Origin of the sequence: Actinomyces faecalis (assembly GCF_013184985.2) — a bacterium.
Lineage (GTDB): Bacteria > Actinomycetota > Actinomycetes > Actinomycetales > Actinomycetaceae > Actinomyces > Actinomyces faecalis.
On record NZ_CP063418.1, the window covers coordinates 878,923 to 902,448 of the forward strand.

The 23,526-nt window shown below is 70.2% G+C and carries 30 protein-coding genes and 2 tRNA genes; 28 read left to right on the forward strand and 4 right to left on the reverse strand.

The window, feature by feature from the left end; genetic code table 11:
- Position 1: 1 nt before the first annotated feature.
- The 3 genes from HRL51_RS03685 to orn all read right to left on the reverse strand — a co-directional run bounded on the left by HRL51_RS03685 (position 2) and on the right by orn (position 2,423).
- Positions 2-1,417 carry a tyrosine-type recombinase/integrase gene (locus HRL51_RS03685; RefSeq protein WP_172193265.1) on the reverse strand — a complete coding sequence of 472 codons (1,416 nt, stop codon included), beginning with the start codon at positions 1,415-1,417 and terminating at the stop codon, positions 2-4.
- A gap of 136 nt (positions 1,418-1,553) precedes the next feature.
- Positions 1,554-1,626 (reverse strand) — tRNA-His (locus tag HRL51_RS03690).
- Between the two features lie 176 nt (positions 1,627-1,802).
- The gene (orn, locus tag HRL51_RS03695; RefSeq protein WP_172193263.1) at positions 1,803-2,423 is read right to left on the reverse strand and encodes an oligoribonuclease; all 621 of its coding nucleotides are present in this window, start codon (positions 2,421-2,423) and stop codon (positions 1,803-1,805) included.
- 158 nt (positions 2,424-2,581) lie between these two features.
- On the opposite strand from orn, the gene HRL51_RS03700 reads away from it, so the two are divergent.
- From HRL51_RS03700 to HRL51_RS03830, 26 genes are all read left to right on the forward strand, one after another.
- Positions 2,582-2,657, forward strand: a tRNA-Arg gene (locus tag HRL51_RS03700).
- Between the two features lie 373 nt (positions 2,658-3,030).
- Positions 3,031-3,255 carry a helix-turn-helix domain-containing protein gene (locus HRL51_RS03710; protein ID WP_172193261.1) on the forward strand — a complete coding sequence of 75 codons (225 nt, stop codon included), beginning with the start codon at positions 3,031-3,033 and terminating at the stop codon, positions 3,253-3,255.
- A 26-nt stretch (positions 3,256-3,281) separates the two neighbouring features.
- The gene (locus HRL51_RS03715; protein ID WP_218957653.1) at positions 3,282-3,551 is read left to right on the forward strand and encodes a hypothetical protein; all 270 of its coding nucleotides are present in this window, start codon (positions 3,282-3,284) and stop codon (positions 3,549-3,551) included.
- Complete coding sequence (locus HRL51_RS03720; RefSeq protein ID WP_172193257.1) at positions 3,548-3,745, forward strand: hypothetical protein; 198 nt, start codon at positions 3,548-3,550, stop codon at positions 3,743-3,745. Before HRL51_RS03715 ends, HRL51_RS03720 begins: the two co-directional genes overlap by 4 nt.
- The gene (locus tag HRL51_RS03725; RefSeq protein ID WP_172193255.1) at positions 3,742-3,939 is read left to right on the forward strand and encodes a hypothetical protein; all 198 of its coding nucleotides are present in this window, start codon (positions 3,742-3,744) and stop codon (positions 3,937-3,939) included. The genes HRL51_RS03720 and HRL51_RS03725 overlap by 4 nt, the downstream gene beginning before the upstream one ends.
- Positions 3,936-4,235: a hypothetical protein gene (locus HRL51_RS03730; protein WP_172193253.1), complete on the forward strand. Its 300-nt coding sequence runs from the start codon at positions 3,936-3,938 to the stop codon at positions 4,233-4,235. The genes HRL51_RS03725 and HRL51_RS03730 overlap by 4 nt, the downstream gene beginning before the upstream one ends.
- On the forward strand, positions 4,232-5,110 hold the full coding sequence (locus tag HRL51_RS03735) for a hypothetical protein (RefSeq protein WP_172193251.1): 879 nt from the start codon (positions 4,232-4,234) through the stop codon (positions 5,108-5,110). Before HRL51_RS03730 ends, HRL51_RS03735 begins: the two co-directional genes overlap by 4 nt.
- Complete coding sequence (locus HRL51_RS03740) at positions 5,107-5,472, forward strand: hypothetical protein (protein WP_172193249.1); 366 nt, start codon at positions 5,107-5,109, stop codon at positions 5,470-5,472. The genes HRL51_RS03735 and HRL51_RS03740 overlap by 4 nt, the downstream gene beginning before the upstream one ends.
- A gap of 2 nt (positions 5,473-5,474) precedes the next feature.
- Entirely contained in the window at positions 5,475-5,678 is a 204-nt protein-coding gene (locus HRL51_RS03745; protein ID WP_172193281.1) for a helix-turn-helix domain-containing protein, read from the forward strand.
- Complete coding sequence (locus HRL51_RS03750; RefSeq protein WP_218957655.1) at positions 5,675-5,992, forward strand: HNH endonuclease; 318 nt, start codon at positions 5,675-5,677, stop codon at positions 5,990-5,992. Before HRL51_RS03745 ends, HRL51_RS03750 begins: the two co-directional genes overlap by 4 nt.
- 100 nt (positions 5,993-6,092) lie before the next feature.
- Complete coding sequence (locus tag HRL51_RS03755) at positions 6,093-6,449, forward strand: hypothetical protein (protein WP_172193248.1); 357 nt, start codon at positions 6,093-6,095, stop codon at positions 6,447-6,449.
- Positions 6,446-7,915, forward strand: a complete 1,470-nt coding sequence (locus tag HRL51_RS03760) for a terminase large subunit (protein ID WP_172193247.1) — start codon at positions 6,446-6,448, stop codon at positions 7,913-7,915. The genes HRL51_RS03755 and HRL51_RS03760 overlap by 4 nt, the downstream gene beginning before the upstream one ends.
- Positions 7,916-7,996: 81 nt before the next feature.
- Entirely contained in the window at positions 7,997-9,136 is a 1,140-nt protein-coding gene (locus tag HRL51_RS03765) for a phage portal protein (protein ID WP_172193246.1), read from the forward strand.
- A complete protein-coding gene (locus HRL51_RS11875; protein WP_172193245.1) occupies positions 9,133-10,755 on the forward strand; it encodes an HK97 family phage prohead protease in 1,623 nt (540 codons plus the stop codon). The genes HRL51_RS03765 and HRL51_RS11875 overlap by 4 nt, the downstream gene beginning before the upstream one ends.
- Before the next feature lies 1 nt (position 10,756).
- Positions 10,757-11,113: a hypothetical protein gene (locus HRL51_RS03775; protein ID WP_172193244.1), complete on the forward strand. Its 357-nt coding sequence runs from the start codon at positions 10,757-10,759 to the stop codon at positions 11,111-11,113.
- A gap of 9 nt (positions 11,114-11,122) precedes the next feature.
- Positions 11,123-11,497, forward strand: coding sequence for a hypothetical protein (locus HRL51_RS03780; protein WP_172193243.1), 375 nt, complete (start codon positions 11,123-11,125; stop codon positions 11,495-11,497).
- Positions 11,498-11,509: 12 nt separating this feature from the next.
- Positions 11,510-11,953, forward strand: a complete 444-nt coding sequence (locus HRL51_RS03785) for a hypothetical protein (protein ID WP_172193242.1) — start codon at positions 11,510-11,512, stop codon at positions 11,951-11,953.
- Positions 11,950-12,384, forward strand: a complete 435-nt coding sequence (locus tag HRL51_RS03790) for a hypothetical protein (RefSeq protein ID WP_172193241.1) — start codon at positions 11,950-11,952, stop codon at positions 12,382-12,384. The genes HRL51_RS03785 and HRL51_RS03790 overlap by 4 nt, the downstream gene beginning before the upstream one ends.
- Positions 12,384-12,686: a hypothetical protein gene (locus tag HRL51_RS03795; protein ID WP_172193240.1), complete on the forward strand. Its 303-nt coding sequence runs from the start codon at positions 12,384-12,386 to the stop codon at positions 12,684-12,686. The genes HRL51_RS03790 and HRL51_RS03795 overlap by 1 nt, the downstream gene beginning before the upstream one ends.
- A gap of 102 nt (positions 12,687-12,788) precedes the next feature.
- Complete coding sequence (locus HRL51_RS03800) at positions 12,789-14,873, forward strand: phage tail tape measure protein (RefSeq protein ID WP_172193239.1); 2,085 nt, start codon at positions 12,789-12,791, stop codon at positions 14,871-14,873.
- Positions 14,870-16,681 carry a hypothetical protein gene (locus tag HRL51_RS11880; RefSeq protein WP_172193134.1) on the forward strand — a complete coding sequence of 604 codons (1,812 nt, stop codon included), beginning with the start codon at positions 14,870-14,872 and terminating at the stop codon, positions 16,679-16,681. Before HRL51_RS03800 ends, HRL51_RS11880 begins: the two co-directional genes overlap by 4 nt.
- Positions 16,682-16,696: 15 nt before the next feature.
- On the forward strand, positions 16,697-17,146 hold the full coding sequence (locus tag HRL51_RS03810; protein ID WP_172193237.1) for a hypothetical protein: 450 nt from the start codon (positions 16,697-16,699) through the stop codon (positions 17,144-17,146).
- A gap of 22 nt (positions 17,147-17,168) precedes the next feature.
- A complete protein-coding gene (locus HRL51_RS11710) occupies positions 17,169-17,996 on the forward strand; it encodes a peptidoglycan recognition protein family protein (protein ID WP_172193235.1) in 828 nt (275 codons plus the stop codon).
- A gap of 2 nt (positions 17,997-17,998) precedes the next feature.
- A complete protein-coding gene (locus HRL51_RS03820) occupies positions 17,999-18,217 on the forward strand; it encodes a hypothetical protein (RefSeq protein ID WP_172193233.1) in 219 nt (72 codons plus the stop codon).
- Positions 18,214-18,576, forward strand: a complete 363-nt coding sequence (locus tag HRL51_RS03825) for a hypothetical protein (RefSeq protein ID WP_172193231.1) — start codon at positions 18,214-18,216, stop codon at positions 18,574-18,576. The genes HRL51_RS03820 and HRL51_RS03825 overlap by 4 nt, the downstream gene beginning before the upstream one ends.
- Before the next feature lie 8 nt (positions 18,577-18,584).
- Positions 18,585-19,259, forward strand: coding sequence for a hypothetical protein (locus HRL51_RS03830; protein ID WP_172193229.1), 675 nt, complete (start codon positions 18,585-18,587; stop codon positions 19,257-19,259).
- Positions 19,260-19,281: 22 nt separating this feature from the next.
- Here HRL51_RS03830 and HRL51_RS03835 read toward each other — a convergent pair whose 3' ends face one another.
- A complete protein-coding gene (locus HRL51_RS03835; RefSeq protein ID WP_172193227.1) occupies positions 19,282-20,097 on the reverse strand; it encodes a tyrosine-type recombinase/integrase in 816 nt (271 codons plus the stop codon).
- A 327-nt stretch (positions 20,098-20,424) separates the two neighbouring features.
- Between HRL51_RS03835 and HRL51_RS03840 the strand changes: the two genes are divergently transcribed.
- Both HRL51_RS03840 and HRL51_RS03845 read left to right on the forward strand, forming a co-directional pair.
- On the forward strand, positions 20,425-22,026 hold the full coding sequence (locus HRL51_RS03840; RefSeq protein ID WP_172121027.1) for a GTPase domain-containing protein: 1,602 nt from the start codon (positions 20,425-20,427) through the stop codon (positions 22,024-22,026).
- A 5-nt stretch (positions 22,027-22,031) separates the two neighbouring features.
- Complete coding sequence (locus HRL51_RS03845; protein ID WP_172121028.1) at positions 22,032-23,474, forward strand: GTPase; 1,443 nt, start codon at positions 22,032-22,034, stop codon at positions 23,472-23,474.
- Positions 23,475-23,526: the final 52 nt, after the last annotated feature.

Here is a 23,526-nt window from a genome sequence, read left to right on the forward strand (position 1 = left end):
GCTAGGCGCCGATCTGCGCCACCTGGGCGTCCTCGACCACCTCAGCGTCCACCACCTCCCCGCCCGCCACCGCCCCCAGCGCCCCGGACAGGGCGGACAGCTGGGCGCGCAGCGCCTCCATCTGCTCGGCCAGCCCCGCAGTCGCCCGCCCCAGGTCCGGGGACGGGGCGGGGGAGGCGAAGGCGGGGGAGGTGACGTTGACGATCGCCTCGGCGGCGTCCGTGGCCGCCGCGTAGGCGTCCGGCGTCAGGTGCCCGTAGGTGTCCACCGTCGTCGTGATCGACTTGTGCCCCAGGCGCCGCTGTACCGCGATGATCGGCACGCCCGCCCCCAGCAGCAGCGAGGCGTGGGTGTGGCGCAGGTCGTGCACGCGCGGGGCCTTGGTCAGCCCCGCCTCCGCCGCCCGCCTGAGGGCCGGGTGCCACACGCGGGTAGAGAAGTGCTGGGACTGCACCCGCCCGCCCTCGCGGGTAGTGAAGACCAGGTCCGTGGACGCCTTACCATCCACCGCGACCGCCAGCGCCCTGGCCAGGTTCGCCGGCAGCGCCACGGTGCGCGTGGTCGCGCCCTTGGTGCCGCCCAGGTACACCCCGCCCGGGCCGTCACCCTTCTTCCACGCCCGGCAGATACGCACCGTCGCAGGGCTCGCGCCCAGGTCCAGGTCGCGCACCTGCACGGCGGTAGCCTCCCCGAACCTGGTGCCGGTGCCCGCCAGGAAGGACACCAGGGGACGCCAGTAGGGGTCGACGGCCTCGATGAGCACGCCCAGCTCGTCGCGGGTGAGGAAGGTGGTTCGCTCGCCCTTGACGTCGTCGTCAGGCACCTTCACGCCCCTGGCCGGGTTGGTGCGCAGCAGGCCCTCCTCCACGGCGGCCTTGAGGACCTGGGACAGCAGGCGCTGGGCCTCACGGATCGTCTTGCACGACAGGGGCGCGGGCTCGGCCCCCTTGCGCCTGGGGGCGCGTGAGGCGCGCATGGAGGCCACCCAGGCCACCACGGTGGAGCGCTCGACCTGGGTCAGCAGCAGCGACCCCAGGGGCCGGTCGAGGTAGCGGGCGAACACGCGCCGGTAGCCGTCGACGGTGCCGGGGGTGGCGTAGGAGGCCACCTGCTGCAGGTAGGTGGCGAACCACGCGCGCAGCGTGGGGACGGCGGTCGCGGCGTCCGCGGCGTCCAGGGCGGCCAGGGCCGCCGGGGCCCCCAGGGAGGTGACCAGGTCGCAGAAGGACTCGGCGGCGGCGGCGGTGGGGAAGGACTCCTGCACGCGCGGCCCGCCGGGGTAGGTGGACAGGCGCACCTGGTAGCGGCACGAGCCGTCCTTGCGCCGCACCTGGCGCACGGTGGGGCGGCGCCTGCGCGGGGTGGACAGGGCGGTGCCTGTCGGGAGTGTGAGGGTGAGCTGTCCCGTGGAAGCCATGAGCAGCGTATGTCCTGACATACGGGGTGCCCCACCGGGCGAACGACGCACGAAAGTGGCACCAAACTGGCACCGGTCGACAGTGCAACGTTGAACAACCGTCACTTTTCGTTGGAATAGCAACGGTTTCTCTCGGGGTGGCTGACGGGGCTCGAACCCGCGACCTCCTGGACCACAACCAAGCGCTCTGCCAACTGAGCTACAGCCACCACTGCTGCGAACGTGCCGCAACGAGTCGGTACTTTATCGGCTTGTCGGTGGCGCCACCAAACTGTCGGCCGTGCACTGTGTCACGTTCACGGTGGTACCGCTGGCGGGTCCATGCGGTTCGCGGCGCCAGGCCTTGTTCAGCCTGCCTCCAGGCGAGGTCGCTGACCAGGAGAGGTCAGGCGAGAGACGCCGTCGGGTGCGCCGTGATCTCGTCTGCCGCAGCCTTGCACTCCTGCGAGCTCGGTCCCTCGCCGGAGGGGAAGAGGACGGCGCGGTAGTAGCGTAGCTCGTCGATGGACTCCAGGATGTCTGCCAGTGCGCGGTGGCCGCCGTGCTTCTCCGGCGCCTGGAAGTAGGTGCGCGGGTACCAGCGCTTGGCCAGCTCCTTGATCGAGGACACGTCCACGATCCGGTAGTGCAGGTAGTTGATGAGCTCGGGCATGTCGCGCACGAGGAAGGACTTGTCGGTGCCCACGGAGTTGCCAGCCAGCTGGGCGGTTCCGGCCTGCGGGACGAGGGACTTGACGTAGTCCAGGACCACCTGCTGCGCCTCAGCCATCGTCATGCCACCGTCGAGCTCGTCGAGCAGCCCGGAGGAGGTGTGCATCGTGCGCACGAAGTCGTTCATCTGCTCCAGGGCCTCGGGGGAGGGCTTGATCAGGACGTCGATTCCCTCGTCCAGCGGCTTGAGCTCGTAGTCGGTGACGACGACGGCGACCTCGATGAGCGCGTCCTTACCAAGGTCGAGCCCGGTCATCTCGCAGTCGATCCACACCAAGGGGTCAGAAGTTGTCATCTGTCGGCTCACGGCTCCGCAGTCTACGCGTGACCGTGACGGAGTGGGGCAGGGCGGGTGACCTCCAGCCCGGAGCCGGCGCCGTGACGGACGACGGCGCCCGCCACGTGACGCTGCTTGCTATCCTTCGCTGTCAGGTGGCCACCTGGCTGCCTGTCGCCTCCGTAGCTCAATGGATAGAGCATCGGCCTTCTAATCCGCAGGTTCCCGGTTCGAGTCCGGGCGGGGGCACCACTCATCGCCCGGCGCGGGCGTCATCAGCGCCCACGGCGTCGTACCGAGCGTCTCCGCGACAATGTCCAGGTCCTCGAGCTGCCACTGACGCTCCCCGCGCCACCTGAGCGCTACTGCATTGCGGGCCATACCGATTGCGCGCGAGAGGTCGGAGGCGTTCCAGCCCACCCGTGCCGCTGCCATGCGGACGTTCGCGGCGACGATCTCAGCTGCTGTTGTCGCGGGAGCAGTCTTGGGCTTCGGAAGTGTCATCGTGCTCATGCGTCAATGATGACACGAAACGGGTCATGTCGCATTGGATATCTATGGGGCGACACGCCGAGAGGAACTACGCGCTTGTGATTTGTCCTCGAAATGAGTCATCATCACTCGCATGAGTCAGCGACTATCGGCGCCTCAGGCCGCGACGACGCGGGCCGCGCGCAACCTCATGCAAGAACGTCAGTGGTCACAGGCGGACCTAGCCCACGCCCTCGACATGATGACTTCGACCCTCCGAGGCCGTCTGTACGGCCATCGTCGTTGGACGTTGGACGACCTCGACCGCCTGGCCCTGCTGGGTGCTGAGGTGCCTGCCTTCGGGGAGGTGGGGGCGTGAGCGGGGGGCCTGTGTATAACCCTCGTGTGGTGCAGGACTGCCTGGCCCTGGAACCGGCGGGTGTGAGTGCTGGTGTGGACACCCTGGGGAGGCTGTGCCTGTACCTGGAGGGCCTGACCCAGCCGGTGGCCGTGGTGCTGTGCCCTCTGGAGGACGCCCACCACATCGAGTACATGATCCGTGCCACTGCCGCCGTGTACACCGTGCCGGACGACGCCTCCGAGATCGCCACCACCACGCCCGCCGCGCCTGGGATGCCGACGCCTCGTGACGTGTTCGGGGGTGAGCGGGCGTGATTGCTCAGTGGTCCGACGTGACGGCCTCCCTGTGGATCGTGGCCGCATTCGGCTTCGGTGCGTGGGTGGGGCGCGTGTTTCGTCGTGGTGTGCGTCTGACCCTGGCCGGGTGGGCCTACGGGGCCGCGTGCCGCCTGGAGCGTGTCTCTGACCGGCTCATCGGCTCGGTCGTGCGCGCAGGGAGGGACCAGTGATGGTGACCTTCCTGCTGACTCTCCTTGGTGTCCTCATGGTCATGGCCGGGTGGGGCGTGGCCTGCCTGGCCGTCCTGGGCCTGGCCCATGTCTATGGTGCGGGCCTGCGTCCCTCGGTGGCCGGGTGGGTGGCTGTCGTCGTGCTCCTGCTGGTGGCTGTGGGTCTGTGTGCGGGCGGGGTGAGGCTGCTGTGAGTACCGACCCGCTGCTTGGCCCTATGGGCACGCCCCTGGACGCCGTGGCCCGCCAGGGCCTGGCCGACGGCGACGCTGCCTCCTGCATCGAGCAGGTGCGCTGGGCCCGCCATGCCGCCGTGCTCACTCCTACCGGTGGGCTGGTGCGTGCCGTGGATACCGGCCACCGCCCCGGGGACATCATGGGCCGCCTCAGGGCTGACGGCGGGATACCTGATCCGGTGGCCGTGTGCGGGACGTGTGGCCAGGGGTGGCCGTGCCGGTCGCGTCGGCTGGAGGCGGGGGCGGGGCTGTGAGTGCGCCGCTGACTCGCCCGGCCCGTGCCCCGCGCCGTCGTCTGCGCACGGCCACGGCCCGCATGAAGACCAGCACGCTGGTGGACATGCTGGAGATGCGGGGGTGGGGCGCGCTCAACGACGTGGGCCGTAAGGGCACCCGCGCCACCCTGCGCGCCCTGGTGCTGTCCCTGCCCTTCGGGTCGGGGGAGGGGTATGCCACCGTCCCACAGATCGCCTACAAGGCAGGTTACAGCTCGCGTCACTGGGTGGGGGAGATGCTGGCCGACCTGGAGGGCCTGGGCCTGGTCACCTGGCGGCGTGGCGGGGTGTATCACGGCGAGCCCGTGCCCTCCTACTTCCGTATCAATAAGCAGCTCCTCGCTGACCTCGTGAACTCCGCGCGCGAGCAGTGCGCGGAGGAGCTGGCGGCCATGCGCGTCAAGATGCGCGCCCACCTGGCCAAGTGGCGCCACCTGCGCTACATCGCGCCAAAAACGCGCAAGCCCCGCCCCGACATTTCGCAGGCGCCGCAAGGGCAAACCGCCTCCTCGCAGAGTACAGTCACCGGTCACCCAACCCCCCAGGGTGGGGAGGCCCCGGTAAGCGGGGGGCCTCACACGCTTACAACGCCTTCTGATAAGCGGAGCGCTTCGCGCGCTCACTGCCCGGACGAGCCCGCCCGTGGGCGGGACGGCACCCCGGCTCACCCGATCAGCCTCATGCGCAAGGTCGCAGCCATGGCCGGGCCACGCAGACGCGTCACCCCTGCCGCCAGGGCCGCCCTGCCCTGGCAGGACCCGCGCCCCATGCCCGACCCCTCACCCGCCGTCCTGGCCGCCAGAGCAGCAGCGGCTGACGCCGCCGCTGCTGGAGCAAGGAGGAAGATGTCATGACGGCCACGCGCCCATACGTGCCGGTGCCGTGCATCCACGGACACGAGGACTACCGCCTGTGCCTGGCCTGCCAACGCAAACTCACCCACGACCGAGCGGACACAGCCAAACGCTCGCGCCGACGCGTGAGCCTGCCAGACACGTCCGCTAGCCCCGAGCCTCTGCCCGCACCTCCACCTGAGCCGGTCCCGGCGTCAGCTGAGGCGATAGCAGCAGCCCGCCAGGCAGCGGCCCAGGCCCAGGCACACAGCACCACCACCCACCAGGCCCGCCGCTACGCACGCGACGCCGAGGCGGCCCAGGCCCGCCGCGCCGTCATCGCCCAGGCCATGGCATCCCTGTACAAGACAAGGAGCGTGTAGTGATGGAGCACGAGCCGCGCGAGTTCTGGACGGCTAGGGAGATGGCGGCGCAGCTGAGTATCAGTGAGAAGGAGCTGGCTGCCCTGCGCACACGCGGGGACGGCCCGCCCTTCATCTACCTGGGCCGCCGTGTGCGCTACCCCGTGGCAGCCGTGCGCCGCTGGACCATGGCCCGCTCACGCTGCCAGACAGGAGCGGGCAGGTGACCGACCACCACGCTGAGTGGAAGGCGATACCGTACGCACAGCGCCGGGACCTGATCGCCCAGGTGCGTGAGCGGGACGGGAGCCTGTGCCACCTGTGCGGCCTGTACGTGGGTGAGGACGAGGAGAGCGCGGACCACATCGTGCCCGTCTCCCAGGGCGGGCGCTCGAGCGTGGACAACCTGGCTCTTGCTCACCGTCACTGCAACTACGCACGCGGCAACCGGCCGGCCACCACCACGCCGTCGGTGCCTGTGCCAGAGCATGACGGCCTGGCCGACTTCATCCGAGCGGACGAGGCGGCGGGCCGCGCGTGACCGCCACTAGTTTTTCTGAAGAAAAGCATCACGGAACACCCCGCGCCAGCGTGTTCTCTCCCCCAAAGTCGGGAAGAAAAAAGCGGAAGGAGGACAGGAAATGACGATTGCGGCCCTGCCCGGAATGGAAATCGCGGAAAAGCCACGAATCACCGACGGACCTATGCTCACGGCCACAAAAACAGTCGTGGACCGGATACAAACCGATCCTGTCTTGTCCTCGCGATATGCTGCCCTGTGCGCCCTGGCCCTGGTCATGGGGGAGGACGTCGATAACATCGACTACACCGAGAAGGCCTACGCGCGTACCAAGCTCTACGACGCGGCCGCCAAGGTCTGTCAGGCCCTGGCCGAGGCTATGGCGGAATCTGGCGGCGGGGACATCCTCACCGCCACCCTGGAAGCCATTAGGGCCACTGACACTATCGCCGCCGACGCGGAAGGCGATGACCTGTGACAGGCCGGTTCCCGCGCTTTACTCACCTCCCCGCCCCACGCCACTGCCCCCGCCCGGACCCCGCCTACCCGTACAACGAGGGCCGCGAGATCGCGAGCGTGTGCCACCTGCTGGGCTCCTCCCTCCAGCCCTGGCAGCGTATGACCATCAACCGCGCCACGCAGTACCGCCCCGCCCGCGACATCAGGGGCCGTCGTGTACGCGAGTACAAGTACAAGAAAATCCTTGTTTCCGTGCCCAGACAGTCCGGTAAGACCTTCCTAACGGGGCCGCTTCAGATATGGCGGCTCCTGTGCCACCCCGGTGAGGGTCATCTCTACACCGCCCAGACCGGTGCGGACGCCGGAGCCCGTATGCGCGAGCTGCTGGCCCTGGTGGCTGAGTCACCCTCCCGCGCCCTGTTCCGCCCCCGCTACTCCAACGGCTCCGAGGGCCTGGCCGTCATGGGGACCGGCGCCACCCTGACCCGCTTCAGCCCCACCCTCTCATCCGTCCACGGAGGCCACCCACCGCTAGTGACCCTAGATGAGATATGGAAGTACACGTCCGACCTCGGAAACGGACTCCTAGGCGCTATCGGCCCCTCACAGGTCACTGTCCGCCAGAAAGCACAAATATGGATGGTATCAACCAAAGGTACGGCGAAAAGCGAGTTCATGAATGAACTCATTCGTCAAGGAATATCTGGCGAGGACGACTCACTGCTTTATGTGGAGTTCTCCATGCCTGACGGGGCTGACCCCTACGATCCGCATACATGGTGGGGTTTTCATCCTGCCCTAGGGAACACCATCAGTGAGGAATCATTGCGCGCCGATATGGGGCTGCCTCACGCTGAGTGGATGCGCGGGTATATGAACGTCGTCGTCTCAGCTGACAACCCCATCATCGCCCTGGAGGACTGGGACCACCTTGCAGAGGAGACTCCTACCCTGCCCTCTCTCAATGACTGCGCGATCGCCTATGAGGTCGCTGGAGGTGGGGAGTGCGCCGCCGTCGTGTCCGCGTGGCGCGACCTCCTGACACTCACCCCTCACGTCAAGGTCCTGGCCCAGCGCCCCGGCACGGCGTGGCTGACCCCCTACCTGGCCATGCTCGCCCGCCGCTGGCCCGGCGCCCACCTGTACGCCGACGACGGCGGACCCACCCGCCGTATCACCGACCACCTGACCGATATCCTGGACACCGACCGCCTGACCACGCTGACCATGACCGAGAGAGGCGTGGCGGACGGCAACCTCCTGGCTGCCGTCACCGAGACCGGTGCCCTACGACATGACGGCTCCACGGCCTTGCGCATGGCGGTAGCCAACGCTGCCATGCGCACCACCAACGCCGTCGAGCGCCTGGACCGCGACAAGTCAACCGCCCCTATCGCCGCCCTGATCGCCGCCTCCGTCGCCCTGTGGGGAGCTGACCACACCGCCGACGCGTGGGCCGTGCCCGCGTGGGCCGTTCAGGACTAGACGGGTACTGCCCGGGTACCAGACAGGACAACCCACCCCCAAACCTAGCCACCCCACCACAGCCGGGCGCAGTCTCCCGCTATGGCATCACTCCAGGCACTGGCACGGCTGCTCACCCGCAGCGCCGACACGGGCAGCGACCTCACCCGCGCAGTGATCGCCCTGTCCCAGCGCCACGAGGGCATCCAGCCACCCACCCGCCCCATGGGGGACCCACGCTCCCTCGTCGCCGTCTACCGAGCCGTCCAGGTCCTGACCACCGCCGCCGCGCAACTGCCCATCACCGTCCGCCGGGCCGGCGCCACCATCACCCCGCCGGCACACGTCGCCCAGCCAGACCCCCGCATGACACCGGGGGAGTGGAAGACCCACATGGTCGCCTCCCTCGCCCTCCACGGCAACGCCTACGCCCTCATCGAGCGCGACACGGACGGCACCATCCTCGCCCTGCGACCCCTGGACCCCGCCCGCGTATTCGTCAGCGTCAACCCCACCACCCACGCCCTGCGCTTCGGGGCCGAAGGCCGCACCCTGACCTCCTACGACGTCCTGCACGCCCACCTCCAGCCCGCCCGCCCCTCCGAGCCCCTAGGCCTGGGCCCCATCCAGGCCGCCCGCTCCGAGCTCGAAGGCGCCCACCACACGCGCGACTACGCCACACAGTGGTTCACCGGCACCGGCCTGCCCTCCGGCATCCTCACCGGCCCCGCCGGCGCCACCTTCGAGGACGCCCTCAAGGCCCGCAACCTGTGGAACGGCCTCACCCCGGACGGAGCCAAGGCCCTACCCGGCGACAACCCCAGCCGCGTGCGCGTGACCTCCAAGGGCTACGACTTCAAGCCCGTGGCAATCACCCCAGAAGATGCCCAGTGGCTGGAAGCACGACAGTTCGACACCCTCCAGGTCGCCCGCCTGTTCGGCATCCCCTCCACCCTCATGCTCGCCGCCCCAGACGGCGGCTCCATGACCTACTCCAATATCGAGCAGGACTGGATCGCCTTCACCCGCTTCACCCTCATGGCCTACCTACGCCCCCTAGAGGAAGCCCTCACCAGCCACACCGTGCGCGGCCAGTCCGTCCGCTTCAACCTGGACGGCCTCCTGCGATCAGACACCAAGAGCCGCTACGACTCCTACGCCATCGGCCTCGCAAACCGCTTCCTCACCATCGACGAGGTACGCGCCCTCGAAGACCGCCCACCACTCCAGGAGCAGCCATGACCCTCATCCGCCGCGACGTCCCCGTCTCACTGACCACCCGCCACGCCACTACCGATGACGTGGGCACTGCTGCCCATGTCATCGAGGGCGTAGCCGTGCCCCTGTCCGAGCCCACCACCATCATCCCCGGCTACCGCGAGCAGATCGCCCCCGGCGCCGTAGACACCGCCGCCCCTGTCAGCCTGTTCTACCGGCACGGTGAGCCCATCGGCGTGGTCACCCGCCTGTGGGAGGACGCCGACGCCCTGCGCTTTGAGGCCACCGTCTCCGACACCGCCCTAGGACGCGACGCCTACACCCTCGCCCGCGACGGCGCCATCAGGAGCGCCTCCATCGGCTTCTACGAGCGCGAGTGGGACGACACCGACGACGACGGCACCACCTTGCGCACACAGACCCGCATCGACCTGCGCGAGATCAGCCTCGTGCCCGTGCCCGCCTACGAGGGCGCACAGATCACCAACGTCCGCCACCACACTGACCCGAAGGGAACCCCCATGTCCGACCTCTCCCAGAGCATCGAGACCATCGAGCGCGCCATGGACGACAACATCCAGGCCCTCGACACCCTCGCCCGCCGCCTGTCCCTCCTGGAGGCCACCGCCACCGCTGAGCCAACCCCCGCCCGTGAGACCCGCTCCGCCGGTGCGCTGATCAAGGCCGCCGCCGCCAAGGAGGACAGCGAGGCACGCGAGGCTGCCCGCACCGCCCTGGCACCCTTCGTCGGCCGCGCCGTGGACACCACCACTGCCGACGACGCCCGCTACGAGGAACCGACATTCATCAGCGACCTCACGCGACTCATCGACAACGCGAACCCGCTGGCCTCCCTGTTTGCCACAGGGACCCTGCCGAGCGAGGGCAACACCATCGAGTTCGCGCGCCTGAAGTCCAACAGCCTCAAGGTCTCCAAGCAGGCCAAGGAAGGCGACACCCTGCCCACTGGCACCATCTCCACCGAGACCGACACCGCCAAGATCGCCACCTATGGTGGCGCCTCCGTCCTGTCAATGCAGACCGTCCAGCGCTCACGCTCCAACATCCTCGACCTGACCCTCCGGGGCCTGGCCATCGAGGCAGGCCGCGACCTGGCCACCAACTTTGCGACCTTCTTTGAGTCCGTCGTCTCCACCCGCGCCAGTGAGCAGACCATCACCACCACCAAGGCAGCCGCCGCCCTGGACTGGAGGAGCGTCCTGGCCCTCCTCCTGGACGGATCAGAGGCCTACGAGGACATCGCCATGACCTGCGACGGCCTGGTACTCACCCGCGCCGCCTTCGAGGCCCTGGCAGGCATGACCGGCACCGACGGGCGCCCCATCCTCGCCGTCGCCTCCAGCACCGGCGCCAACCAGATCGGCACCGTATCCGCCGCCGGAAAGTACATCAGCCTGGACGGCCTCAAGGTGGTCACCAACCGCTACCTCACCTCCGCCATGGGGGAGGGCGTAGTCGGAGCCTTCTACAACCGCCAGGCCCTACGCACCTACGCCACTCCCGTGGCCTCCCTGCAGGACACCGGAATCTACGACCTGACCGCCGGATACTCCGTCTACCGCTACGCCGCCTTCGCCGACGAGATCCCCGCCGCCATCATCCCGGTCAAGATGGGCGCCTGACATGCAGGAGGCAGCGACCCCACAGACAGCACCGGACAAGCCCCTGCAGGACCTAGACGCCCGGCTCGCCCGCTACGTCCAGGCCCCCGCCTCTGACCCCTACCTGTCAGAGTGCACGGCCACCGCCACGCAGATGGTCACCACCCACTGCGGCCAGGCCGTCGACAGCGTGCCCGCCCCCGTCCTGGACCGAGCCGTCCTCGAGGTCGCCGCCAACCTCTACCACCGCCGAGCCGCCATCAACGGCGTCACCGGCCTGGAGGACACGGACACCACCATGCCCGATCCCGTCCCACGCAACCCCATGGCACCCGCCTACCCGATCCTGCGCCCCTACATGTGGCCAGCAATCGCATAGGAGACAGGCATGAAGATCAGCCCATGGGCCGCCACCCAGGCCCTGGCCCGTGACCTGGCCGACGCAGGCCTGTCCGTGGGCACGGACGCCACCGGGGCCACGGCCACGGTCCTGGCCGGGCACACCGCCGTCGTCCTGTCAGCCCCACGCGTGGACGCCGACGACTACGCCGCCGCCCGCTACACCTGGCGCGTGGCAGTCATCGGCGCCCCCGTCCGCGACGAGCAGGCCGCCGGCGCCGCCCTTGACCAGGCCCTGACCGCCATCGCCTCCACCCCCGATATCGAGGTCGGTGACGCCGAGCCCATCACCTGGACCGGCACGCAGACCGCCACCGCCCCCGCCTACCTCCTGACCCTCACCCGCCGCTACCCCACCACCTGAGAGGACGCACTCATGACCGACTCACTAGGCGCACCCACGCCGATCTCCCAGAACCTCGGACCCGGCTCCCTGAAGTTCGGCGTCACCGGCAGCGAGCGGGAGTTCGCCGCCTCCACCACCAAGACCGAGCTCAAGCCGGAGTACAAGACCGAGGACCCCGTGCCCCTCCTGTCCGGGGACTCCTACGTCCCTGAGGGCGAGTGGGGCGGCAGCATCGAGGGAGAGTTCTACCAGGAGTTCTCCATGAGCGGCCTGCTGTCCTGGATCTATGACAACGCGGGCAAGACCCTGCCCTTCACCTTCCGCCCCCACAACAAGGGCGCCCTTGCCTTCAAGGGCAAGTGCGTCATCAGCCCCGTCAGCGTAGGGGGTGAGGCTGGCAGGTCCAACACCGCCTCCTTCTCCTTCACCCTCGTGGGTGCGCCTGAGCACTACGACGCCACCAGCGGGGCGTGAGCGTGGCCGCCCCTGACCGGGCTGCCGGGACCGTCCAGGTCCAGGGCCTGCGCCAGCTACGGCGCACCATGCGCCAGGCCGGTGACGACCTGGCCGACCTCAAGCGGATCAACCGCGAGGTCGCCGATATCGTCACCGGCGCCGCCGAGGGGCGCGTGCCCACGCTCACCGGGGCGCTCGCCGCGTCTGTGCGTGGGGCGGGCACCAAGACCGCCGCCATCGTCCGCGCAGGCCGCGCCCGCGTGCCCTACGCAGGCGTCATCCACTGGGGCCGCCACTACTGGCCCCGCAAGAACCACTCCCGCGCCGTCCCCAGCCAGGTCGAGCCCCGCCCGTTCCTGTCCCAGGCCGCCACCTCCACCGAGTCCACATGGGTGGGCCGGTTCGAGGACGAGATACAGAAGATCCTAGAAACCATCGAAGGACAATAATGAAGAGGACCTACCTAGACATCGAGCTCGCCGACGGGAGCGTGCACGAGGCCGTGCGCGTCGTCGCCGCCGACAAGGTGCGGGCCGCCCAGATCGCCCGCCGTAATGACGTCCCGCTCACCGACGGCCCGGAGGTCGCCGAGCTGCTCGCGTACGCGGCCACCACCCGCACCGGGATCGTGGCGGCTGAGGACCTGGAGGCATGGCGCGCCCAGGTCACCGACTACGCCGCGTCAGAGACCGACCCAGACGACACGGCGGACCCTACATCGGCGCCCCTGGCAGCGCCCTCTATGCCCTGACCGTGCTGGCCATGCGCACCGGCATCCCGCCGGCCGCGTGGCTGGCGGACGACCCCGCGTACCTCGAGACCGCCCTAGCAGTCCTGGAGAAGGAGGCCACCCGTGGCTAAAACCGCCATCCTGTCTATCCGCATCCTCTCCGACGCGCGTGACGCCATCAAGGGCCTGGGCGAGGCGGAGGACAAGGCGGGCGGCTTCGGCAAGATGCTGGGAGGCATCAGCCCCGGCGCCCTGGCCGTGGGCGGCGCCGTCGTGACCGGTGTCGCCGCCGCCGGCAAGGCCCTGTACGACCTCGGGAGCGTCTTCGACGACGTGGAGGACACCATCAGGGTAGGCACCGGCGCCACCGGCGAGGCCCTGCAGGGCCTGGTGGACGACGCCCACGCCGTGGCCACGAGCGTGCCCACGTCCTTCGAGGCCGCCGGGGCGACCGTCGCCGACCTCAACACCCGCCTCGGCCTGTCCGGCGACACGCTCCAGACGGTCGCCTCCCAGTACCTGGAGGCGGGCCGCATCCTGGGCGAGGACGTGGACATCAGCGCCACCACCGCCGCCTTCGGAGCGTTCCACATCGAAGGCGAAGGCGTGTCCACGGCCATGGACGACCTGTTCCGGGTCTCCCAGGCCACCGGCGTCGGCATGAACGACCTGGCCACCTCGGTCCAGACCAACGCCCTGGCCCTGCAGGAGATGGGGTTCTCCTTCGAGGACTCTATCGCCCTGGTCGGGTCCCTGGACAAGGCCGGTGTGGACGCCGACGCCACGCTTACCGCCATGCGCAAGGGCATGATCAACCTCGCCCAGCCCGGCGAGGACCTGACCGACGCGTTCAGCCGGGTCACCGGGCAGCTGCAGGGCTACATCGACGCGGGCGACACCGCCGCCGCCCTGGACCTGGCCGGAACCGTTTTCGGCACCCGTGGCGCCGCCCAGATGGTCCAGGCCCTCCAGACCGGCACCCTGTCCATGGGGGACCTGACCGCCGCCGCAGGCGTGACCGGTGACACCATCCTCGGAGTCGGCCAGGACACTCAGGACGCCGCTGAGAAGTGGCAGATACTGAAGAACAAGGGCATGGAGGCCTTGGAGCCCTTGGCCTCAGCGGTGTTCGGCCTCGCCGGTGACGCCCTGGGTGGCCTGGTTGACTGGATCGACTCGGTGGACTGGAGCCCGCTCACTGAGGGCGTGGCTGCTGTCGGTGACGTGGCCGCCTCCTTCGGGCAGTGGATCGCCAGCCTCGACCTTGGTGCACTGACTGGGTTCTTCTCAGGGTTCGGTGACGCCGCCGGCACCGTCGGCACCAAGCTCGCCGGCATCGGGGAGAGGATCGGGCCCCTGATCCAGACCATCCAGGCAGGCCTAGGCCCCGTCCTGGAGGCCCTGGCCCCCGTCCTCGCCAGCGTGTTCGAGACAGGCCGCGCCCTGGTTCAGAACTTTATCGACACCGCCATCACCGTGTTCGGCGGGTTCGTGGACTACCTGGGCGGCTTCTTCACCCTCGTCCGGGGCCTGTTCACCGGTGACTGGTCCGCCGTGTGGGAGGGCGCCAAGCAGATGGTGAGTGGCGGGATCGGTGTCATCCGCTCTGTCCTGTCCGGCCTGGGAGGCATCCTGTCCGGCCTGTTCTCCTCAGCGTGGGCCGCTGCCAGGAGCGCGGTCAGCAGCGGCGTGTCTACCGTCATCGGCGTGATCCGGGGCCTGCCCGGCCAGGCAGCCAGCGCCCTCGGCAACATCGGCTCCACCCTCGTGAACGCCGGTGCCCGTCTCATCAACGGGTTTATCGAGGGGATCACGTCCAAGATCAGCGCCGTGCGTGACACACTGACCGGCCTGACGGACAAGCTCACCTCCTGGAAGGGCCCGGAGCAGCGAGACGCCACCCTCCTCGAGGGCGCCGGACAGCTCGTGATCGGCGGACTCATCCGGGGCCTGGAGTCCCAGTACCCGGCGGTACGCGCCTCCCTGCGAGGGCTGACCGCCGACATCGCACACACCCCTATGGGTTCACTGACCGCCCCCGTGGTCTCCCTGGACTCGGCCCGGGCTGGCCGGGGAACCGGTGTGTACGCCCCCACATACCATGTCCATATCGGCCCCGGTGCGGACGGTGAGCGCGAGGCAAGACGGTTCTTGGACACGATCCGCCGCCACGAGCGGCGCCACGGACGTATCGAGGTGGCGGCGTGAGCGCGCCCCTGGCCTCGTGCGCCCTGTGGGTGGCCGGGCAGCGTATGGCTGACACTGCCGCCCGCCTGGGCGTGGTGCCGACCGCCCTGGCCGGGCTGCGCGTGACGTGGGGGCGCACTGATGCCCTATCTCAGCCCCGTGCGGCTACCGCTGAGGCCCGCCTGGTCCTGCCCGCCACCCCGGGGCGCGTGACGGACATGCTCACCATCGGGCGCACCCTGTCCGTGACCGCCACCATCCCCACCTGGGGTGTGGGTGGCGCCTCCAGCCTGGACCTGGCACGCGCCCGGGCCGTGTCGGCCACCTGGGACGGTGCCCGGCTGACCCCCACCGGCCCAGGTGCGGCCACCCTCACCGTGCCGCCCGCCGCCCCGTCCGCCACGGTCGGTGCCTGGGACCACCTGCCCACCGCCGCCCCTGGCCAGACCTGGACCCTGACCGCCGCCGTCACCCTGCCCCCCGCCCCCGCCACAGCCACCCTCCACCCGGTCACCTACACCACCCCCACCGCCGCCCCCGTCCTGGGACCAGCCATCGCCACCACCACCGCCACCGGCACGCTCACCGGCACATGGCAGCCAGGTAGCCAGCACGCGGGGGCGTGGGTGGGCGTGGCCGTGCGCCTGTGGCCCACAGGCCCCACCTGGGCCGGGGTCCCCGGCCCCTGGACCTCCCAGGCGTACACCTGGGCCGGGACCGGGGACCTGACCCTCACCCGCGCCACCATCACCCCACCCAGGCAGGGCGCGCCCCTGACCGCGAGCGTGTTCGAGGGGGAGATCACCGACACCTGCCTCAGCTGGGACCAGAGGCTAGACGCGCCCGTGCTGACGCTGACCGCCGCCGACCTCCTGGCACGCCTGGCCGCCCTGGAGGTGGGGGAGGAGCCCTGGCCAGAGCACACCGTGGCCCAGCGCGTGGCCGCCATCATGGACGCCGCCGACCTGGACACGCCCGTGCTCATCGACGCCCTGCCAGCCTCCCGCCACCTGGCCCCCGTAGACGTGGACTCCAAGGACGTCGCGACCCTGCTGGGCGAGGCCGCCACCAGCGCCGGGGCCGTGCTGTGGGCCTCCACCCACCGCACCACCGGCCCCTACCTGCGCATCGAGGACACATCAGCCCGCACCGCCCTGTCCCGCCTGACCGTCCCGGCCACCGGCCCCGCCACCGTCACCCCTACCACACGCGACGGCTACACCCTCTCAGCCCACCACCTGGGCGCACAGGTGGGCGTGAGGCGGACCGTGGCCGACGCCATCACCTCCGTGCGCCTGACCTGGGTCCAGCCCGGCGTGGGCGAGGACGGCAAGGAGCCCACGCTCACGCAGCGCACCATCGTGATCACCGACACCGACGCCCAGCGCCTGACCGGCGCCCGTGAGGCGTCCGTGTCCACCTCCCTGTCACGCCAGGACGAGGCACAGGCCGTCGCCGCCCGGCTGGCGCGGCTGACGTCCGCCGGCGGGTGGGTCCTGGACTCCCTGACCTGGGACACCGACGCCCCCGCCGCCCCCGCGTCCCTGGCCACGCTCGCCGCCCTCCTGGACGCCACCCGCCGCATGGGCGCACCCGTGCGCGTCACCGACCTGCCCGCGTGGATACCCGGCGCCCCCACCCTGACCGCCTACGTCGACGGCGGCACCCTCACCTGGACACAGGAGCGGCCCCGGTGGGTGGCGGAGATGACCCTGACCACCGCCACCACCGACGGCGCCGGGATGACCTGGACAGACACCCCCACCTCCCTGACCTGGGACCGCACCGGACACATCACCTGGGCGCACACCGCATCCATCACCCCCTAGGAGGAGGTCACACCCATGCCAGCCACCACCACCCGCATGAAAATCCCCTACCCACTACCCGGCGACCGCCTCGCCGACTACCCCACCACCGCACAGCAGGCCGCCGCCCGCCTCGAAGCCGCCCTGACCCCCGCCCGCACCACCCTGACCCTGGAGACCGGCTGGCAGGCCGACACCTCCAGCGGCCCCCTGTCATCTATCGGGGTCCTGCACACGACCCCCATCTGCGTGAAGTGGCCACGCTCGGACTTCAGAGTGACCACGAGCGACAGCTTCCCGATCTACCGCATCCCCACCGGCATACCCACCCCACCGGACTGGACCTGCCTGGGCTTTATCCACAACGGCGCCTACGTCATGCCCCTGGTCTACCGCTCCGCCGACCGCTCCATCCGAGTCCAGCCCACCAGCTCCTTCACCTGGGGCACCGGCTGGTGCTACGGCACCGCCACCTGGATCGCCTAACCCACCCACGAAAGGAAACAGCATGACCGCTATCGCCCCCAACACCGCCGTCACCGAGGTCGTCCCCAGCCCCAACCTCACCCAGGGGCGCACCGGCCCTCTCACCGGGATCGTGATCCACCACTGGGGCACCGACGGCCAGACCCACGACCAGGTGCTGCGCACCCTGCGCACCGCCAACACCACGGGCAGGGTATCGGCCCACTACTGCGTCTCCGCCGGACGCGTCACCCAGCTCGTCTCCGACCGGGACACCGCATGGCACTGCCGGGGCAGCAACGCGACCACCATCGGTATCGAGTGCAGGCCGGAGATGAGCGACGCCGACTTCGAGACCGTGGCGGGCCTGGTCGCCGCGATCCGCTCCGAGCACGGGCCCCTGCCCCTGTCCGGCCACCTGGACCACATGGCCACCGCCTGCCCGGGCCGCTGGTACGCCCGCCTGGCCGACCTGGACGCCCGCGCCCGCCAGATCGCAGGCACCCCCGCCGCCCCGGGCCTGGTGCAGTCCGCCTGCCTGGCCCTGGACGGGATCATCGGGTGGGCCACCATCCGCGCCCTCCAGGCCCTGCTCGGCACGCCCGTGGACGGGGAGATATGGGGCCAGTGGGCACCCAACCACGCCTACGTGCCGGCTGCTGGCGGAGGCTGGGTCTGGGACCGCTCCGGCGCCGGGTCCCCGGTCGTCCGCGCCCTCCAGGCACGGCTGGGCGTGACCGTGGACGGCCTCCTCGGCCCCGAGACCATCCGGGCGTGGCAGGCCCGCCTGGGCGTGGCCGTGGACGGCGTCCTCGGCGCCGAGACCGCCCGCGCGATCCAGACCGCCCTCAACCGTGGAGGACTGTGGTGACCATGGGGCGACACGAAGCCAAGCCACTGATCAGCCCCGCCGTCCGACGCCGTGCCTACCCCGTCGCCCTGGCCCTGATCGCCCTGGCGGTGGCCTACGGGCTCATCGAGGGCGAGCAGGTCGCCGCCTGGACCAACCTCGCCGCCGCCCTCACAGGCGCGGGAGTAGCCGCCCTGGGCACCGCCTACCGGCCAGACGACGACCAGGAGACCGGTCAGTGATCGGCGACATCATCACCGCCCTGTCCTCCCTGGGAGGCCTGGGCGGGCTGGCCGCCGCCGTCACAGCCGTATGCGCGCTACGCAGACGCGACGACGACATGACCGCCGTGCGCGCCGCCGTCGAGCCCAACCACGGCTCATCCATGGCGGACGCGGTGCGGCGTATCGAGCACGGCCAGGACGCCACCCGCGACGGCATGGCCGACCTGTCCCGCCGTCTGGGCCACGAGGTCGGAGAGCTGCGCCGCGAGGTCGCAGACGTGCGCCGGGCCCTGTCCGACCTCACACACTCAGCCGACGCCACCCACACCGACCACGCCGCCCGCATCCGCCACCTCGAGCACACCCACCACACCTAGGACACCCCATGACACACACCACCATGACCACGACCGCTACCTCTACCGCTGCTCAGGGGACGTGTCGGCTGACCGGGCGCGTCGTGGACGCCACCGGCCACCCCACCCCCGGCACCGTGGTCACCCTGACCCCCGTCCCACCCCTACCAGCCAGCCCCGGCCAGGTCCCCGCCCTCATCACCCCCGCACGCCTGGACCTAGACACCGACGGGCGCATCACCTCACTAGACCCCGCCACCGGCCTAGCCCGACCGTGGGCAGACGTCATCACCGGCCCCTGGACCACCCGCGTGCGCCTGACCGGGCCAGGCACCACCTGGGCCGTAGACACCCACCTACCCGCCGGTGGCAGCGTGGACATCACCACCCTGGTACCAGCCACCGGCACCATCCCAGACGCCACCGACCCCGACACCCCGCCAGACGGGTGGCCCGCACACATGCGCGCAGACCTAGACGCCCTCACCACCCGCCTGGACACCCTCACCACAGGGCTCAGCACCGAGCTCGAGGCCGTGGTCGGGCAGATCTCCGAGTTCGGCAGCCTCATCACCACCCGCCTCGGCCCCGAGCACATCACCACCCTCCTGACCCGCCTCGACACCCTCGAGAGCACACAGGGCCAGCTCACCGAGGGCCTCGAGGCCCTCGCACAAGAACTACAAAAACTAGGCGCGGCGTGATGGCTGTCGCTGCCCGGCCAGGTCAAGCAGCGACAGCCATCACGGCCCGGCGTAACCGGTCGGGCTCAACGACGACGTAGGCGAGCGTGGTCGTGGGTGAGGCGTGTCCGAGGATCGCCTGCACTGCGAGCACGTCCCCGGTCAGTCCGTAGGCCCGCGAGGCGAACCTGTGGCGCAGGCTGTGCATACTCCAGTCGCCCTCGAGGGCCTCGCTCACGCGGTCACCGATAGCCCCGGGCGTCATGTGCCCGTCGCCGAACCGGGCGGGGAAGGCCCATCCTCCATTCGCGCGGCACCGGGCGTCGATTTCGCCGGCGAGATCGTCACTGAGCGGGATGGTCCTCTCCTTGCCACCCTTACCATGGACGATGAGGGAGCGGCCCATCAGGTCATCGATGAGGTCATGCGCGTGGACTCGTGCGACCTCTCCACGCCGTAGCCCGGCCTCGCTGGCTAGGCGGATCATGAGGGCTGTCTCCTCGTCCGCCTGTGCCAGGGCCTGCCTGATCACGTCCTCAGGGCACGGGTGCGGGCGTGGTCCTGCCTGTCGGATCGCGGGTAGCGCAGCGGCGGGGGAGTCATCGACATACCCAGCCCTCTCAGCCCACCCGTAGAACTTCGACACACTGGCATAGGCGGCTCGGCGCGTGTTGCGCGCCCACTCGTGTGTGCCGCCCCATGCGGTGAGGTGGTCCTCCTCGACCTCCCACGGGCCTACGCCTACCCATCGGCCCATCCGTCTGACCCATCCGGTGCGCAGTCGGATCGTGCTGGCCGGGTACCCGCTCGCAGTGAGGGCGGTACGCCACTGCTCGATCGCCTCTTCCCATGCTGTCATCACGCCTGCCCCAACCGTCACACCGGGCACAGAGATTTCCCCTACGCACCTGCAGCCAGGTCGCTAGAAGGGCGCGTCCTGCTCGCCCTTATCGCGCGCCTCGTATTCCGGCGTCCCGGCTGCGTACCCGCTTATGCCGCCAGCCCCCACGCCGTGTAATCCGCAGGTTCCCGGTTCGAGTCCGGGCGGGGGCACCACCTCCGGGCTGCTGCCTAGGCTGGCCCACGGCTGCCGTGACCGTCCGAGTCGCCAGAACGAGCTTAGTGACGGCCTCGCCCTGTACGGCTCGATGCCCCCAGAGCCACGGGGTTCCCTTAGTGTTGGACCATGGTCTCAACCGTCTTCCCCTCCCCTGCAGGACAGGGCGATCGCCCCTGGGCGCTGAGCCGTGGGCGGCTGATCGACATCCTGACCCACACGGTTCACGACCTCGCTGGCCTCGATCTCACCCTGGAGGCCGACGGCGTCGCACAGGGCCGCCGTCTTCGCGACAGCCTGACCGGGCAGATCCGTGACCACATCCTGCCGCGGCTGCAGGACGCTGACGTGCCGGCCGTCGTCGTCGTCGGAGGCTCGACCGGGGCCGGCAAGTCCACTCTCGTCAACTCCGTCCTGGGTACAGAGGTCTCTGACGCAGGGGTCCTGCGCCCGACTACTCGCACACCGGTGCTGGTGGTCAACCCTGAGGACGCTGAGGCCCTGGACGGCCACCCGGTGGCTGAGGTCTGCCGGCTGGTGACGTCCGCGGCCGTTCCGGCCGGACTGACCCTGATCGACGCCTCGGACCTGGACTCGGTCCAGGAGACCAACCGCGCACTCGCCTCGCGGCTCCTGGAGGCTGCGGACCTGTGGCTCTTCGTCACGACGGCAGCCCGCTACGGGGACCTGACCCCGTGGACCACCCTGGAGGACGCGGCGCGTCGTGGCACACCGATCGCCGTCGTGCTCAACCGTGCCCCGGCCAAGGTCCTCCCCGAGGTCAGGCGTGACCTCATCGGTCGTCTGGAGACGCTCGGCCTGTCGGAGGCGCCCTTCTTCGTGGTCCCCGACGCGGGACCGCACGAAGGGCTGCTCCAGGCTGACGAGGTCGCACAGGTCCGCGACTGGCTCAGCCTGCTTGCCGGACGTCATCGTGCTGCCGGCCTCATGCGCCGTACGGACAAGAGCCTGTGGACGGGGCTGCGTGCGGACCTGACCGAGCTGGCCGACGCCGTCGACGCTCAGGACGTGGCGGGACGGGCGCTGGAGGAGGCCAGCCAGAGCCTGGTGGCTCAGGCACAGGACCGGCTGCACGAGTACGTTGAGCGCCGCACTGCCGGTGAGGGGGCGCCCGCGACTCGGTGGGTCACCCTGGCCTCGTCCGGTGCCCCGTTGGCTCCTCTGGCCCAGGGCAAGGCGCTTCGGCGTGGATGGCTCGGCCGCAGGGCCAGGGCCCGTAGCGAGGCCCTGGCGCAGCTTGCCGGCGACCTGCGAGAGGTTGTCGGGCTGCAGCTGTCGGCTGCGCTGACCGAGCTGACCGGGCAGGCGACCTGCGCCTGGACCCAGGCAGGTGCGCGGGAGGAGGCGGGCACTGTGCTGGGCAACGGTCTCAGCCCTGTGGGCGCCACCGCGCAGTGGGCGCGGCGCACTGCTGAGCTTCTTGCCGAGCGAGCACAGCCTGTCAAGGGTCTGGATGACCAGGCTCTGGTCGACCTGGTGCTGGCGGGCTCCGCGGGCGTCGAGGGGGCGGCCGAGGCCGCCAGGCGTCTCGGCGTGGGTGACCAGGTCGAGGCGGCGCGGGAGGTCCTTGACGACGTCCTGACGCAGGCGCTGCAGGAGGCCGTCCCCGAGGGTAGTGCCCTCAGCCTCGTCCCCGATACCTCGCTGGCTTCCGCGCTGCGTCTGCGCGCAGGCGAGCTGGCGCCCCTTGTCCGCCCAGGAGGCGAGTGAGAACCATGACGTCTGCTGACGCCAGTCCTGCTGCACGCCTGGAAGCGCGCCTGGAGGCGCTGCGCCAGGCTCTTGACGAGTGCCCGACGGAGGTCCCGGCGTCCCTGGCCATTCCCGCCAGGAACAACCTGGACTCCGTGGCCGAGCGCCTGGCCCTGGGGGTGGATCACACGGTGGTCGCGCTCTTCGGCGGCACCGGGTCCGGCAAGTCCTCACTGTTCAACGCCCTGACACAGCTGGAGTTCGCCGACGTCGGCGCCCGCCGCCCCACCACCTCGCGCGCGGCGGCCTGCACCTGGGGAGATGACGCGTCTGCTCTGCTGACCTTTCTCGGGGTGGATCCGGAACGGAGAATCCGCCGCGAGTCCCTTCTGGACGGCAGCGACCAGGACGATCTGGCTGGTCTGGTCCTGCTCGACGTACCGGACTACGACTCGGTGACCGCCGCCCACGCCTTGCAGGTGGACCGGCTGGTCCCCCTGGCCGACATCCTGGTGTGGGTCCTGGACCCGCAGAAGTACGCTGACTCCGCACTGCACGACGGGTACCTCCGAGGTCTGGGGGCCCGTCAGGAGGACATGCTCGTCCTGGTCAACCAGGTTGACACCCTGCCTGAGGGAAGCCGGGACCGCCTGATGGAGGACGTGCACAGCCTGCTCGTGGCTGACGGCCTTGAGGACGTCACGGTGCTGCCCGTCTCGGCGGTGCGCGGTGACAACCTTGCAGCCGTGCGACAGATCCTCCTGGACCGCGTGGTGCGTGAGTCCAACGCCGCTCGTACGGCGACGGCGGAGCTGGACCGTATCGCCACCCGTCTGCTTCCCACAGCCGCGGCTCGGGGCGTGGAGATCACGCAGGAGCCGCGCGCTGAGCTCGTGGACACCCTGGTCAAGGCCTCCGGTGCCGGGGTCGTGGCTGACTCGATCCGTGTGAACCTGGCCAAGGTGGTGCCTGCGGCCCTGGCCCGTCCTGAGCCTCCGGCGCGCTCAGCGGTTGAGGCGTCCCGGACCCGGTGGCTGGCGCACACGAGCGAGGGCATGCCCTCGGTGTGGTCACGCTCGGTGTCCTCGGCGGTGTCCTCCGCTGACTCGCTGGGTGCTCAGGTTGCTGAGGGTGTGGCCTCGGTGCGTCTACCTGCCTCGCGCTCGGCCGGTATCGAGCTGGCGTGGTGGGGCGGAGCGGCGGCGCTTATCGTCGGTCTGGTGTGGACAGCGGTGGCGCTGGCCACCGGCGGGCCGTTCTGGGTCCCGGTCGTGGCGGCGGGCGTCGGCGTCGTGGCGGCCTTGTGGGCTCGTGGGGCCAGGCGGCGCCGGGCGCAGGCTGAGGCAGAGTCCTACGCGGCAGCGGTCTGGGAACGGGTCGAGGCGGTCGTCGCGCGTGGGCTGGTCGAGCCTGCCTCTGGCGTTCTGGACCGCCACCGCCGGTTGCAGCAGGCACTGCGGCGCTGACCGAGTACCTGGTGCCCTGTCTCGTGGCGTGCTGCGTGGACGTGGCCTCGCG

Bases quoted from the DNA above. Each gene is read 5' to 3' on its own strand.
- HRL51_RS03685 (WP_172193265.1), bottom strand. From the start codon at position 1,417: ATGGCTTCCACGGGACAGCTCACCCTCACACTCCCGACAGGCACCGCC.
- orn (WP_172193263.1), bottom strand. From the start codon at position 2,423: ATGACAACTTCTGACCCCTTGGTGTGGATCGACTGCGAGATGACCGGG.
- HRL51_RS03710 (WP_172193261.1), top strand. From the start codon at position 3,031: ATGAGTCAGCGACTATCGGCGCCTCAGGCCGCGACGACGCGGGCCGCG.
- HRL51_RS03740 (WP_172193249.1), top strand. From the start codon at position 5,107: ATGACGGCCACGCGCCCATACGTGCCGGTGCCGTGCATCCACGGACAC.
- HRL51_RS03745 (WP_172193281.1), top strand. From the start codon at position 5,475: ATGGAGCACGAGCCGCGCGAGTTCTGGACGGCTAGGGAGATGGCGGCG.
- HRL51_RS03755 (WP_172193248.1), top strand. From the start codon at position 6,093: ATGACGATTGCGGCCCTGCCCGGAATGGAAATCGCGGAAAAGCCACGA.
- HRL51_RS03765 (WP_172193246.1), top strand. From the start codon at position 7,997: ATGGCATCACTCCAGGCACTGGCACGGCTGCTCACCCGCAGCGCCGAC.
- HRL51_RS11875 (WP_172193245.1), top strand. From the start codon at position 9,133: ATGACCCTCATCCGCCGCGACGTCCCCGTCTCACTGACCACCCGCCAC.
- HRL51_RS03775 (WP_172193244.1), top strand. From the start codon at position 10,757: ATGCAGGAGGCAGCGACCCCACAGACAGCACCGGACAAGCCCCTGCAG.
- HRL51_RS03780 (WP_172193243.1), top strand. From the start codon at position 11,123: ATGAAGATCAGCCCATGGGCCGCCACCCAGGCCCTGGCCCGTGACCTG.
- HRL51_RS03785 (WP_172193242.1), top strand. From the start codon at position 11,510: ATGACCGACTCACTAGGCGCACCCACGCCGATCTCCCAGAACCTCGGA.
- HRL51_RS03795 (WP_172193240.1), top strand. From the start codon at position 12,384: ATGAAGAGGACCTACCTAGACATCGAGCTCGCCGACGGGAGCGTGCAC.
- HRL51_RS03810 (WP_172193237.1), top strand. From the start codon at position 16,697: ATGCCAGCCACCACCACCCGCATGAAAATCCCCTACCCACTACCCGGC.
- HRL51_RS11710 (WP_172193235.1), top strand. From the start codon at position 17,169: ATGACCGCTATCGCCCCCAACACCGCCGTCACCGAGGTCGTCCCCAGC.
- HRL51_RS03820 (WP_172193233.1), top strand. From the start codon at position 17,999: ATGGGGCGACACGAAGCCAAGCCACTGATCAGCCCCGCCGTCCGACGC.
- HRL51_RS03830 (WP_172193229.1), top strand. From the start codon at position 18,585: ATGACACACACCACCATGACCACGACCGCTACCTCTACCGCTGCTCAG.
- HRL51_RS03835 (WP_172193227.1), bottom strand. From the start codon at position 20,097: ATGACAGCATGGGAAGAGGCGATCGAGCAGTGGCGTACCGCCCTCACT.
- HRL51_RS03840 (WP_172121027.1), top strand. From the start codon at position 20,425: ATGGTCTCAACCGTCTTCCCCTCCCCTGCAGGACAGGGCGATCGCCCC.
- HRL51_RS03845 (WP_172121028.1), top strand. From the start codon at position 22,032: ATGACGTCTGCTGACGCCAGTCCTGCTGCACGCCTGGAAGCGCGCCTG.